Source organism: Paraburkholderia sp. (assembly GCF_028283785.1).
In the GTDB taxonomy this organism is placed as follows: Bacteria; Pseudomonadota; Gammaproteobacteria; order Burkholderiales; family Burkholderiaceae; genus Paraburkholderia.
The window spans coordinates 258,711-271,710 of record NZ_JAPWKB010000012.1; the positions used below are offsets into that span (position 1 = coordinate 258,711).

Sequence of the window (13,000 nt, forward strand, 5' to 3'; positions counted from 1 at the left end):
ATGGTTCGACCGGTAGCGGCAACGATCGCCGCACGTACGCGTGCACAGCGCGGTTTCACGATGATCGAAGTGCTGGTCGCGCTGGCGATCATCGCGATTGCGCTGGCGGCGTCGTTGCGCGCGGTGGGAAGTCTGGCGAGCGGCGAAGCCGATCTTCACAACCGGCTGCTGGCCGGCTGGAGCGCGGACAACACGCTGGCGCAACTGCGGCTAGCGCATAGCTGGCCGGATGTGGGCGCGCACAGTTTCGATTGTTCGCAGGGGAATTTGCAATTGATCTGCACGGAGAATGTGACATCGACGCCGAATCCGGTGTTCAGACGGGTCGAGGTTTCGGTGACGATGCCGGGGCGTCGGGGCAATCTCGCGCAGATGGTGACGGTGGTGGCGAATGAAACGAACCGTTCGCTTTAGGCGTCGAGGCGCGTCGGGTGCGCGTGGTTTTACGCTGATCGAATTGCTGGTGGCGATTGCGATCATGGCGGTGATCGCGGTGTTGTCGTGGCGCGGACTGGATCAGATCGTGCGCGGCCGGCAGACCATCACGAACGCGATGGAAGACGAGCGCGTGTTTGCGCAACTGTTCGACCAGATGCGGATCGACGCGCGGCAGGCCGCCTCGGAGGATGAAGTGGGCCAGGCGGCGGTATCGATAGGCGGCAGCATGTTGCAGATTGTGCGCGAGGTGGGCGCACCGGGCAGTGCGCCGCGTTTGCAGGTCGTGCGATACCGGATCGCCGAGGGACGGATCGTGCGGTACGCGTCGCCGTTGCTTGGCAATGTCGGCCAGTTGCGTCGGGCGTTGCGTGGCGGCGAAGGTAGCGACTGGTCGGCGGTACCGTTGATGGGTGGTGTGGGCGCGATCAATGCGCGGTTGTATGTACCGAAGGTTGGGTGGACCACGCAGATGAACGATGTGACATCGGCGATCACCGAAGGGGTGAATAACCTGAAGGTTCCGCAGTTGGGGAATGCGCCGCTGCCGCGCGCGGTGACCGGGCTTGAGGTGAGTGTTGGGGCTAGGTCGTTGGCTAGACCGGTTAGTCGGGTTTTTCTCGTCGGGGAGTGATGATGGGTGGCGAGGGTTTGGTTTTGTTTTTGGGTTGTTGTTGTGGTTGTCCCGGTTTCGCGGTGGTCTGCCTGGATCGTCCCTGTGCGGGACCGCACCTACTTTTCTTTGCTCGCGCAAAGAAAAGTAGGCAAAAGAAAGCGCGTTTACCTCGCGCTTCGTAGCGAGTGGCGTCTAGTAATTTTCCGGGTAGTGGACCGCGCACGTTTGGAGTGGTCGGTCCGTTTTTCCCGGTGGTCCGCGCCCGCACATCCCGCCCGCTGCGCGGCGGTAGCCCAGTTCGAACACCTTTTTGCGTCACCGTATTCGCATGCCATTTCGACGGTTCACGAAGCTTCACATGTGCACAATAAAACGTGCACTCAACCTCCTCGAGGAGGCGGGTCCGTGTGACCGGCGAAGTGATGCGTATCGATTCGGCCAAGCCGAAAGGATCGGGGTGTGCCCGTCGGCCGTCGCGGAGCGAACAGCCGGAACGAATGACTGCCTTGTCACCGAGGCAAACGGTGCGACAACTCAAAACGTGCGCGGACCACTACCCGTTCTGAAAGGACGCCACTCGCTACGAAGTGGTGGTGTAAACGCGCTTTCTTTTGCCTACTTTTCTTTGCGCGAGCAAAGAAAAGTAGGTGCGGTCCCGCACAGGGACGAAGCGAACGTACCGACGCGAAAACAGGCCGCGCACGCAGGCGCGTGCATCGAGCCCGGCGCCCGCAGCAAGCTAAAGCCAAAGCAAAACCAAAACCAAAACCAAAACCGAAGCACCAACCAACAATCCGGCGCAGCCATCATCAGCGCCCTCCTGGTCGTCGCCCTATCGGCGATCCTCGTCTCCGGCATGCTCTGGCGCCAGCAAGTCCAGATCCGCCGCATCGAAAACCAGCGCCTCATCTCGCAAGCCCAATGGGTCGCGCGAGGCGCGCTCGACTGGACGCGGCTGATCCTCCGCTCGGAAGGCGACACGTCCGCAGGCGTCACCTATCTCGGCGGCGTCTGGGGCGTTCCCATCGCCAAAACGCGTCTGTCCGATTTCCTCGGCCAGATCGGCGAGGTCCGCGCGGATCAAGGCGCGGCGACCTATCTGTCCGGTTCGATCGAAGACGCTCAAGCGAAATTCAACCTCCGGAACCTGGTGTCGAGCCCGGCGCCCGGCCTGCTGCAACTGAACGTCGAACAGATCGAAGCGTTCCAGCGCCTGCTCGCCCTGCTCGGCCTCAACGGACAACTCGCGAAAAACACCGCGGTCCAGATGCGCAACAGCCTCGCGCAATCGGCCAGGCGCTTCCAGCAACAAACTTCCACCACCGGCGCGACCACGACGCCGCAACTTCAAGGCGGCGCCACCGGCGGCAGCAATTTCACGGATAAACCCGGCCTCGAAGACAGCGACGACGACGCCGCCGTCGCGCCGCTGCAAATGATCAGCGTCGATTCCCTGCTCGATGTGCCCGGCTTCAGCGCCGACATGGTCGCGCGGCTTCGCCCGTTCGTCACGGTGCTGCCCACCACGACCGCGCTCAACATGAATACGGCACCGGCGGAAGTCATCGCGGCTGTCGTGCCGGGGATGAACCTGTCGGCCGCGCAGGCGTTCGCCGCGCGCCGCGAAACGGTGTTCTTCCACAATGCCAGCGACGTGCTGCTCGCATTGCGCGGCACGGGTCTCCAGCAGATCTCGATCGATACCAGTCAACTCGACGTCAACACGAGCTATTTCGTCATCCACGGACGCGTCGATCACGAACGCGCGGAAGTGGACCGCACCACCCTCGTCTATCGCGATGCGCTGACTCACACGACACGCATCGTGCGGGTCCAGGACCAACTATGAATAACGAATTTCCCGGAGAGAGGGGCCTTTGAGCACGCTGATCGTTCTATTGCCGCCGCGTGACCCGGCGGTGCCGTCGCAGGAATGGCAACTGCCGGAGTTGCCGTTCGTGCTGCTCGACAAATCCGGCCGCACCCAACGCGCCGGCCGCTCGGCGCTCGCGCTGCTGCCGCGCGCGTCGTCGACGGTGCTGATGCTGGCCGCCCGCGACCTGCTGATGATGCCGGCCACTTTGCCACCGCTGAAGGGGCCGCGTCTGCGTCAGGCGTTGCCCAATGTCGTCGAGGATCAACTGATCCAGGATCCGCAGACCTGCCACATCGCAGTCGATCCGCAAGCACTCGACGGCGGTCGCCGTCTGCTCGCGATCGTCGATCGCGGCTGGTTCCGCTTCATCTGCGAAGCGTTCGCCGCAGCCGGACACCGCGCGCTGCGTGCGGTGCCGGTCACGCGCTGTCTGCCGCCGCCATCGCCGGCCGCGATGGAAAGCCTGGCAACTGTTGCAGAAGAAGCCGCCGCGCTGGTGTCTGCCGGCAGCGCTGGAGCGTCGAGTGCCGCGCCGGTCAACTCGAAAAAGACCGCGTCGAAAGCACCGCAGACGCCCGGCGCGAGCGCGCCGGTTCCGGTGGTGGCGGCGCTGCTCGGGACGGTCACGCCGACTGCGCCCGGCTTGCTGCTCGATGCGGCGGTGGAGCGCGCGGCCACGCCGCGCGTCGAACTCGCCGTCGTGCGTGGCGCGCAAGGCGAAGGGTTCGCGGTGCCGGCCAACGCGGTCGAAGCGACGCTGACCGCGCTTGCGGGCGCGGCCAATGTCACGCTGTACACGCTCACGGACGTGCCCGGCAGCGAGCCGGGTCTGACGCGCGGCGCACCGGCGGCGCCTGCCGCGCAAGCGTTGCCGTTCGACGCGTTGGCGCGACGCGCGCTCGATTGCCGTTTCGATCTGTGTCAGTTCGAATTCGCGTCGCAACCGTGGCGCCTCGACCGCGCGACCTTGCGCCGTCTGCGCCTGCCGATCGCGCTGCTGGTGGCGTCGCTGGTGGTCGCGATCATCGGCGCGAACGTGCAGTGGTTGATGCTCGCGCGTCAACGCGACGCGATCAGCGCGCAGATGACGGAACTGCTGTTGAACGCGTTCCCGAAAACCACGGTCGTGCTCGACGCGCCCGGCCAGATGTCGCGTCAGTTGCAGCAACTGCGGGTCGCGGCGGGTGAGCTGTCGCCGGACGATTTTCTGTCGCTCGCCGACGGCCTCGCGCGTTCGCTGGGTCCGGTTCCCGTCGATGGAATCGCCGCACTCGATTATCACGACCGGCGTCTGGAGGTGACCTTCAAGCCGCAGATCAAGGTCGATCAAGACCTCGCGCGGCGGCTCGCGCGCAACGGGCTGAACGGCGCGATCGACGCGAATACCGGCAAGTGGACCATCAGGAGCGGACAATGAAATCGGCACTTGCCCAATCGTGGGCTGGATTCTGGGACGGCCGCACCGAGCGCGAGAAAGCGTTGCTGACGTGGGGTGGCGCGGCGGTCGGCGTGGTGGTCGCGTGGTCGGTGTTGTGGGCGCCCGCGCAAGACGGCCGCGCGCGTCTGCGTGAAACGCTGCCGGCGATGCAGCGTCAGCTCGCGCAGATGAGCGCGCAGGCGAACGAGGCGCGCACGCTGTCGGCGGCGGCGCAAAGCGTGGCGCCGACCGGCATTGCGCTGCGCGATGCGTTGACCGCGTCGCTGACGGATCACGGAATGTCGGCGGTGCAGGTTCAGGTGGTCGGCAACGCAGTGCAGATCCAGTTGAAAAACGTGTCGTTTCCCGCGTGGACGCAATGGGCGAACGACGTGCGCCGCCAGTTCAAGGTGCAGGTCGCCGAGGCGCACGCGAGCGCGCTGAAGGACAACGGTCAGGTCGATCTGATCGCGTCGCTGCAACCGTCGACGGTCAAATGACCGCAGCGTGTCTGCGTGCTACGTGCCGCACGCGTCGTCTGACTCAAAAGAATCTGTATCGGGAATTCGCATGAACTTCTGGACGTTGCGCTTGCGTGCCGCCCTGCCCTGGCTCGTCGTCGCGCTGTTGTCGAGCGGCGCCGTGCTGCTCGCGCTGTTGCCCGCGGCGTGGATCACGCCGCAGTTTGCCAAAGCCACGGGCGGTCACGTCAATCTGGTCGATCCGGCCGGCTCGCTGTGGCATGGCTCGGCCACGCTGATGCTGGCCGCCGGTTCCGATACGAGCGCGGCAACCTTGTTGCCGGGACGGATCGAGTGGCATACGGCATTCTGGCCGCTGTTCACCGGTCGTCTGCGGATGAAGATGCTGCAAAGCGAGGCGATGCCCGACCCGATTACCGTCGACGCGACGCCGCGCGGCGCTGTCGTCACGCAAGGCGCGCTGGCGGTGCCGGTGTCGTTGCTGTCGGGGTTGGGCGCGCCATTCAACACGCTTGATCTGCAGGGCGACGTGCGTCTGACCTGGAGCGACTGGCGCAGCTTCAACCAGCAGGCGTTCGGTCAGTTGACGGTGATGCTGAACGACGTCAGTTCGCGGGTATCGATGGTGAAACCGCTCGGGTCGTACCGGTTGGTGTTCCAGGCGCAAGGCGCGGTATCGACGCTCGACCTGTCTACGCAGAAAGGTCCGTTGATGCTCGACGGACACGGCACGGTGACGGCCAGTTCGACGTCGTTCCACGGCTCGGCCAGCAGCACGCCCGAAACCCACGACAATCTCGCGGGCCTGCTGAATCTGCTCGGACGGCCGAGTGGCCCGAATACGGTGCTGCTGAGCTTCGTCCACTGAACGCGACGCCGGACGCCCGGCGCCGTGCTTCAGTTGGCGCGCGGCTGTTGCGGCGCACCGGCCGCCTTCGCAACCGGCACGGCCGAAGCGGGCATAGCCGCCGACGCCGCATCGGGCGCCGCGACGCTGCCGGTTTCCTGATCCATTTGCGACGCGTCCCAGCCGCCGCCGAGTGCCTTCACCAGACCCACCGACGACACCATCCGTTGACCCGCGAGCGCAGACAGTTTTTGCGACGCGGTGAACGCGGTGGTTTGCGCCGTCAGCACGTTGACGTAGTCGACGGTGCCCGCCTTGTACTGATTCGTGACGATAGCCAGCGCCTGATTCGCCGACGCGACCGCCTGCTCCTGCACGACGATTTCCTGTTCGAGAATGCGCTGCGACGCGAGATTGTCTTCGACGTCCTGGAACGCGGCGAGCACCGTCTGACGGTACGTGGCGACGTCCTGGTCGTACGTGGCGCGCGCGGCGTCGGTTTGCGCCTTGCGCAAACCCGCGTCGAAGATCGTGGCGGCGAGTTGCGGTCCGAGGGTCCAGAAACGGGCGGGCGCGGTGAGCCATTGCGAGAACACCGAGCTTTCGAAACCACCCGACGCCGATAGCGTTAGCGTCGGGAAAAACGCGGCAATCGCGACGCCGATCTGTTCGTTCGCTGCCGCTGCCTTGCGCTCTGCCGCGGCGATGTCGGGCCGCCGTTCGAGCAGCGACGACGGCAATTGCGCGGGCACCGTGGGCGGCGTTGCGTCGAGCGGCGCAGCGGCAATCGAGAAAGTTGATGCCGGTTCGCCGACCAGCACGGCGATGGCATGCTCGTCCTGCGCGCGTGCCACGCCGTTATCGATCGCGGACGCTTGCGCCGATTGCAGCTGCGTCTGCGCCTGGATCACGTCCGAGCGCGCGGCGACGCCGGCCGCGTACTGGTTTTGCGTGAGCGTCAACGAGCGCTGATACGCCGCGACGGTGTCGTCCAGCAGCTTTTGCGACGCGTCGAGCGCGCGCAACGAGAAATAGGTTTGCGCGAGCGTGGCTTGCGCCGACAGACGCGCGTTGGCGAGATCGGCGGCGGCGCCCTGCTGCCCCGCTTTCTGCGCGCCGACCGTGCGGCTGACGCTGCCCCACAGATCCGGCTCCCACGTTGCGTCGAGCGCGAGGTTGTAGGTGTTGTTGATGCCGCTGCGGCTGGTAGTGCCCGAGTTGGACGTGACGCTGCCGCTCTTCGAGCGCGTCGCCGAGCCCGATGCGGTCACGATCGGGAAGTACGACGCGCGGGCTTCCGCGACCAGCGCGCGAGCTTGCCGGTAAGCCGCCGCGTATTGCGCGATGGTCTGGTTCGCCGTGTTCAGCTTGTCTTCGAGCGCGTTCAGTTGCGAGTCGTTGTAGATCGTCCACCACGTGCCACGGTCGTGTTGATCGGCGGGTTCGGCGACTTTCCAGCCCGGCGCGGCTTCCTTGTACGACGCGGGCACCGCAGCGTCCGGCCGGTGATAGTCCGGACCGACCGCGCAGGCGGCAAGCAGCGTCGCGAATGCGGCGGCAGTGGCGACGGTCAGGACGCGCGGCGCAACGGCCCGCGCGCGCGAGGTTCGATCAAACGGCATGCAGTGGATTCCTGTCGATTCGACTGACGGGTTCATGGCGGAATGCGGACGGCGCCGGACGGCCGACCCGCGACGTCGCGGACGGTGGCCGCAGCTATCCGGAATGGTAGCGCAGGCCGCGTTCGCCACGATGAAAACACAAGGTTAATGCGGGTCGGGTCGCAGGTGTGTAACCGGCGGTGAGGTATCGGTTACCTGCTGTTACGGCGATGTAAGGCCGACGCGACGGTCGGCCTGGAAAAGAGAGGATGCGGCGTGACTGGAGACGGCAGGACGGCGCGCCGAATGCCGCTTAGTTAAGCGGTTTCGAGCAGGCCTGGCGCGGCTGCTTGTGCTTGCCCGCAGCGGCGCGACACGGCGCTGCGTCGGCGCGCGACTGACAGCCGCCAGCGGATGCCGCACCCGGCTGGTTCGCCGCCGATGCGCCCGCTCCAGCGTTCGACGTCAGACGTGCGGCCGGCACGACCCGCGCCGCACGTGCTTGCCGCCGATGATCGATCCACGCGAAAACCATCACCCCTAGCGACCCGCCCGGCAGCACGAACAACACCGCGTACAGCGCGAGTTTCCACCAGCGATGCGGACCTTGAAAGGTTTGCATTGCGGAACCGGCGATCGAGCGGCTCAGGCCGTGGAGGGTGTTTTTCAGGTACAGCATCGGAGCGTCCTTACGCGCGGCAGAATGCGATGCGCGGCACAGCGGGTCGAAACAAAGTCGCGGCAAACGCGCGTAACTCATTGACTGTCATAATATTGACTATGCAAGTAAATTTCAACATACTTCATACCAACTTTTTTGGCGTTGTTGTTTTTAGGTGTCGATCGGCAGATTTTGTCGGGATTGACATCACTGCTTAGGCAGATAAAATTTCGCCAGCATTTCCGGATTTCAGCGTAACCCCCATCGAGATGACCGACAGCCACTATCAAGCCGACCAGATTCAGCTCGAAACGAGTCTCGGCTATTACCTGTCGAAAGCGCGCAACGTGCTGGTCGAACGAACGGATCGCGCGGTCAAACCGTTGGGGCTGACGTCGCAGCAGATCGGCGTGATCCTGATGCTGTCGAGCGGGCGCGCAAACACGCCGCTCGAGTTGTCGCGTGCAATGTCGTACGACAGCGGATCGATGACGCGGATGCTCGATCGCCTTGAAAAGAAAGGCTTCGTGGTGCGCTCGCGTAGCGATGCGGATCGCCGGATCGTCGAACTCGAACTGACGCCGCAAGGCAAGGACGCGGCGCGGCAACTGCCTGCGCTGGGTGCGACGGTGCTGAACGACCAGCTGCGCGGCTTCTCCGCCGACGACCTCGCCACGTTGATCGGCCTGCTGGGCCGTTTCATCGAAAACGGCCGTCCGGCGGACGGCAGCGACGAAAACGCGGACGCCGTCGGCGGGTGCATCGGCGGTTGCGGGTTCGGCGATCCGGACGACGAAGACTGACGCCGGGACCGGCGCTAAACCTCCAGACGCAGACGTATCCGCCGCGCCCTTCGGGGTGCACTTTGAACATCGAATATCTGTCTGGGCAGAAGGTGCACGAGCATGCAAGCGGCCTTGAAGCGAGGCCAAAATTGCATGCTACGGCAAGTTTTCTGCGCAAATTCGTGAGAACCGACCCATGTCTACAACGACATCCGCCGCGCCGGAGCCGATCGAAGGCCCGTCACCCTCACCCGCTCCCGCCGCCGGACCCGCGCCGCTCAGCGGTGGCGCCCTCGCGCTGCTGACGGTCGGGCTCGCGCTCGGCACGTTCATGGAAGTGCTCGACACGTCGATTGCGAACGTGGCCGTGCCGACCATTTCCGGCAGCCTCGGCGTCGCGACGACGCAAGGCACGTGGGTGATCTCGTCGTACTCGGTCGCATCGGCGATCGCGGTGCCGCTGACCGGCTGGCTCGCGCGCAGGGTCGGCGAGGTCAAGCTGTTCACGGTGTCCGTTTTGCTGTTCACAATTGCGTCGGCAATGTGCGGGCTGGCGCATAACTTCGAATCGCTGATCGGGTTCCGGCTGCTTCAGGGGCTGGTGTCCGGTCCGATGGTGCCGCTGTCGCAGACCATCCTGATGCGCAGCTATCCGCCCGAAAAGCGCGGCCTCGCGCTCGGCCTGTGGGCCATGACGGTGATCGCCGCGCCGATCTTCGGTCCCGTGATGGGCGGCTGGATCACCGATAACTACACGTGGCCGTGGATCTTCTACATCAATCTGCCGGTCGGGCTGTTCTCCGCCGCGTGCGCGTTCCTGTTGCTGCGCGGCCGCGAAACCAAAACCATGAAGGTACCGATCGACGCGATCGGTCTGACCTTGCTGGTGGTCGGCGTCGCGTGTCTGCAGATGGTGCTCGACCTCGGCAAGGACCGCGACTGGTTCAACTCGTCGTTCATCGTCGCGCTGGCGATCATTTCGGTGATCTCGATTGCGTTCCTGCTGGTGTGGGAACTGACGGACGCGCAGCCCATCGTCGATCTGACGCTGTTCAAGGACCGCAATTTCGCGCTCGGCGTGCTGATCATTTCGTTCGGGTTTATGGCGTTCTTCGGCTCGGTGGTGATTTTCCCGCTGTGGTTGCAGACGGTGATGGGCTACACGGCGGGCGCGGCAGGTCTCGCGACCGCGCCGGTCGGCCTACTGGCGCTGGTGCTGTCTCCAATGATCGGCAAGAACATGCATCGTCTGAATCTGCGGATGGTGGCGAGTTTCGCGTTTATCGTGTTCGCGGGCGTGTCGTTCTGGAATTCCACGTTCACGCTCGACGTCGCGTTCAACCAGGTAATCTGGCCGCGACTCGTGCAAGGGATCGGCGTCGCCTGCTTCTTCGTGCCGATGACGACGATCACGTTGTCGAGCGTGTCCGACGAGCGTCTGGCCAGCGCATCCGGGCTGTCGAATTTCTTCCGGACGCTGTCGGGCGCGATCGGCACCGCCGTCAGTTCGACGTTCTGGGAAAACGACGCGATCTATCACCACGCGGTGCTGGCGGAGTCGGTGAGCGCGTATTCGGCGAACACCAGCGCGTATCGCGACGCGATGGCGCAGATCGGCTATGTCGGCCAGCAGGCGACCGTGAAACTGAACAGCGTCGTCACCGATCAGGGTTTCATGCTCGCCACCAACGACTTCTTCCGCGTGTCATGCGTTGCGTTTCTGGTGCTCGCGGTGGTGGTGTGGATCACCAAGCCGCGCAAGGGCGCGGGCCCGTCGATGGGACATTGACGCGTTGCGCGCTGCAACAGCAATCGCTGCGGCAGAAAGTAGAAACAAAAACGGCGCACCTTACGTGCGCCGTTTTCTTATTTGCGAGCTTATTGCGGTGCGGGCTCGACGCCCGGCGCGCTGGTCGATTGCGCGGGCGTCGAATCGGGCAACGGCAAGTGGGCGTCGCCCGATGCCGGCGCGGGACCGGCGCCGCCGTGCGGCGGCGGGCTCTCGGTGCCGCTGCGCACGAACGCCTTGAAGTCCGCGCCCGCCTCCCACGGATTCGGTTTGCAGCCGAGCGAGCTATCGCAATGCGCGGCAAAGCCGATCGTCGCGGTGCCGTCGTTGTTCGGCGCTCGCGTAATCTGGAATGCGAGCGCGCGCTTGCCGCCGTCGGGACCGGCGGTCTGGATCAGCGTGTCGGTATTCGCCTGCAAATCGTAGCGGGAATGACTTTTCACCCACGTTTGCGCGCGCTGCCACCACACGTCGCACTCGCTGCGGTTCGCGCACGTCAGCGGCTTGGTGGCGACCTGCATGACGTCCGGATCGACCTGGCCACGCGTCGAGCATCCTGCGGCGAGCGCACACAGCATGACGCACAGAAGCTTCTTCATCGCGTGATTCCTCCGTCGTAATGCAGGTTGGACCGCAGCGGCGTGAGCACGTTTCAAAACCTGCCCGAAGCTTGATGCAGATCGCGTGCCCGGACGAAAAACGATCAGGTGGGACGGGGCATTGGCGCGATGCCAATAAAAAAGGCAGCGTCGAAACGCTGCCTTTTCACTGCCGATGACGCTGCGCTGCAATGCGAAACGCAACGCACGTCGCGACTTACACGCTGAAGCGGTTCAGCGTATACGCCCGATACGCGGCGACGAACGCATCGAACGAGCCGACTTCGTCGTGTTCGAGTTGCACCTGCTGCGCGAGCGACTGCGCGGCGAGATCGTCGAATGCTTTCGACTCGGCCGGATCGAGCGGACGCGCGCGGAAAAAGTCCGCGTGCGCCTGACTCAGATCGAGCGCGAAATCGAGGAAGCTCTGCTGCTTGTCGCGCATGGTTTGCAACACACGCGCGGACGGCGTCAACGATGCGTCCGCGAGTTTTGCACGCTGTAAGCGTACCGAATCGGCATGCGAGGTGTCGCCGCGCAGCGTATCGAGCACGGCGGCCGCCTTGTCGATTTTCGCCATCAATTCGTTGGCCCAGTCGAGCATGGCGACCGGCTGTCCGTCGCGGGACAGTTCGAGGCCAGGCTTGCGGCCTTCGAGCGTCACGCGACCGAAGTTGCGATTTGCTTCGCAGTACGCGTCGGGCGGCAGCGGTGCGCTGTCGTCGAGCGCGCAGACGAGCAGATACGCATCGAGGAAACGCGCGGCTTCCAGCGAGATGCCGGTCGGCTCGAACGGATCGATATCCATGCAACGCACTTCGACATACTGCACGCCGCGCGAGGCCAGCGCATGCAACGGACGCTCTCCGGGATACGTGACGCGCTTCGGACGGATCGTCGAGTAGAACTCGTTTTCGATCTGCAGCACGTTGGTGTTGATCTGCACCCACTCGCCGTCGCGCTGCGTGCCGATCGCTTCGTACGCCGGATACGGCTGACTGACGGCTTGTGCGAGCGCGTCGAGATAGCCCGGCAACGTGTCGTAGTCGGCATGCAGTTCGGCTTGCGCGGCGGTGTTCGAATAGCCGAGATCGCTCATCCGCAAACTGGTCGCGTACGGGCGATACAACGTGTCGGCGTCGAGCGATTCCAGGTTGTGCGGACGGCCGCGCAAAAAGCGCCGGTCGAGCGCCGGCGACGCGCCGAACAGATACATCAGCAGCCAGCTGGTGCGGCGGAAATTGCGGATCAGCGCGAGATAGCGCTCCGATTGATAATCGACCGCGCCGACCGTGGATTGCTGATCGACGTGCAGCAAACGCCACACTTCTTCGTTCAGCGAATAGTTGTAGTGGATACCCGCGATGCACTGCATCGTGCGGCCATACCGCAGCGACAGCCCGACGCGATACACGTACTTCAGCTTGCCGATATTCGACGAACCGTAACGCGCGATCGGGATGCCTTCATCTTTTTCGGGCAACACGCCTGGCATCGAGTTGTTCCACAGCAGTTCGCCGTCGAGCTTTTCGTAGACGAAGCGATGCAGCGTGTCGAGCTTGTCGAGCGTAATGGACGCGTCGTGTTCCGCGGGCGTGATCAGTTCGATCAGCGCTTCGGAATAGTCGGTGGTCAGCGACGGATGGGTCAGCGCAGATCCGAGCGTGCGAGGATGTTCCGACAGCGCTAGCGCGCCGTCCGGCAGCACGCGCAGACTTTCCTTTTCGATGCCGCGCAGCCCGGTAATCAGCGCATCGCGCTGCGGCCCGGAAGTCAGCACGGACAGGCGGTGCGAAAGCGCGTCGGTCGTGCGGGAGGAGGTCGTGTTTGGCATTGATGCGTGTCAAGCGTTGTCGGCCGCCAGGTGCCGCTTGCAGCCAGGTGAGCATGAC

General features: G+C 64.5%; 12 protein-coding genes. 8 read left to right on the plus strand and 4 right to left on the minus strand.

Annotation, left to right across the window (positions count from 1 at the left end):
* From gspI to PW947_RS12905, 6 genes are all read left to right on the plus strand, one after another.
* On the plus strand, positions 1-414 hold the full coding sequence (gene gspI / locus PW947_RS12880) for a type II secretion system minor pseudopilin GspI (protein ID WP_299632172.1): 414 nt from the start codon (positions 1-3) through the stop codon (positions 412-414).
* Positions 392-1,069, plus strand: coding sequence for a prepilin-type N-terminal cleavage/methylation domain-containing protein (locus tag PW947_RS12885; protein ID WP_299632174.1), 678 nt, complete (start codon positions 392-394; stop codon positions 1,067-1,069). The genes gspI and PW947_RS12885 overlap by 23 nt, the downstream gene beginning before the upstream one ends.
* A 787-nt stretch (positions 1,070-1,856) precedes the next feature.
* Entirely contained in the window at positions 1,857-2,900 is a 1,044-nt protein-coding gene (gspK, locus tag PW947_RS12890; protein ID WP_299632940.1) for a type II secretion system minor pseudopilin GspK, read from the plus strand.
* A 28-nt stretch (positions 2,901-2,928) separates the two neighbouring features.
* Entirely contained in the window at positions 2,929-4,344 is a 1,416-nt protein-coding gene (gspL, locus tag PW947_RS12895; RefSeq protein WP_299632175.1) for a type II secretion system protein GspL, read from the plus strand.
* Entirely contained in the window at positions 4,341-4,844 is a 504-nt protein-coding gene (locus tag PW947_RS12900) for a type II secretion system protein M (RefSeq protein ID WP_299632177.1), read from the plus strand. The genes gspL and PW947_RS12900 overlap by 4 nt, the downstream gene beginning before the upstream one ends.
* A 70-nt stretch (positions 4,845-4,914) precedes the next feature.
* Positions 4,915-5,694, plus strand: a complete 780-nt coding sequence (locus PW947_RS12905) for a type II secretion system protein N (protein ID WP_299632178.1) — start codon at positions 4,915-4,917, stop codon at positions 5,692-5,694.
* Positions 5,695-5,723: 29 nt separating this feature from the next.
* Here the strand turns inward: PW947_RS12905 and PW947_RS12910 are convergent, their stop codons facing one another.
* Both PW947_RS12910 and PW947_RS12915 read right to left on the minus strand, forming a co-directional pair.
* Positions 5,724-7,295: an efflux transporter outer membrane subunit gene (locus PW947_RS12910; RefSeq protein ID WP_299632179.1), complete on the minus strand. Its 1,572-nt coding sequence runs from the start codon at positions 7,293-7,295 to the stop codon at positions 5,724-5,726.
* A 292-nt stretch (positions 7,296-7,587) separates the two neighbouring features.
* The gene (locus PW947_RS12915; RefSeq protein WP_299632180.1) at positions 7,588-7,953 is read right to left on the minus strand and encodes a hypothetical protein; all 366 of its coding nucleotides are present in this window, start codon (positions 7,951-7,953) and stop codon (positions 7,588-7,590) included.
* Positions 7,954-8,204: 251 nt separating this feature from the next.
* Between PW947_RS12915 and PW947_RS12920 the strand changes: the two genes are divergently transcribed.
* Together PW947_RS12920 and PW947_RS12925 are read left to right on the plus strand one after the other, a co-directional pair.
* Positions 8,205-8,738: a MarR family transcriptional regulator gene (locus PW947_RS12920; protein WP_299632182.1), complete on the plus strand. Its 534-nt coding sequence runs from the start codon at positions 8,205-8,207 to the stop codon at positions 8,736-8,738.
* A gap of 178 nt (positions 8,739-8,916) precedes the next feature.
* Positions 8,917-10,509 carry a DHA2 family efflux MFS transporter permease subunit gene (locus tag PW947_RS12925; protein ID WP_299632184.1) on the plus strand — a complete coding sequence of 531 codons (1,593 nt, stop codon included), beginning with the start codon at positions 8,917-8,919 and terminating at the stop codon, positions 10,507-10,509.
* An 89-nt stretch (positions 10,510-10,598) separates the two neighbouring features.
* Here the strand turns inward: PW947_RS12925 and PW947_RS12930 are convergent, their stop codons facing one another.
* Together PW947_RS12930 and gshA are read right to left on the minus strand one after the other, a co-directional pair.
* Positions 10,599-11,108 (minus strand): hypothetical protein, encoded by a 510-nt coding sequence (locus PW947_RS12930; RefSeq protein ID WP_299632186.1) that lies wholly within the window; start codon positions 11,106-11,108, stop codon positions 10,599-10,601.
* A gap of 217 nt (positions 11,109-11,325) precedes the next feature.
* Entirely contained in the window at positions 11,326-12,942 is a 1,617-nt protein-coding gene (gene gshA / locus PW947_RS12935; protein ID WP_299632188.1) for a glutamate--cysteine ligase, read from the minus strand.
* Between the last annotated feature and the right edge of the window lie 58 nt (positions 12,943-13,000).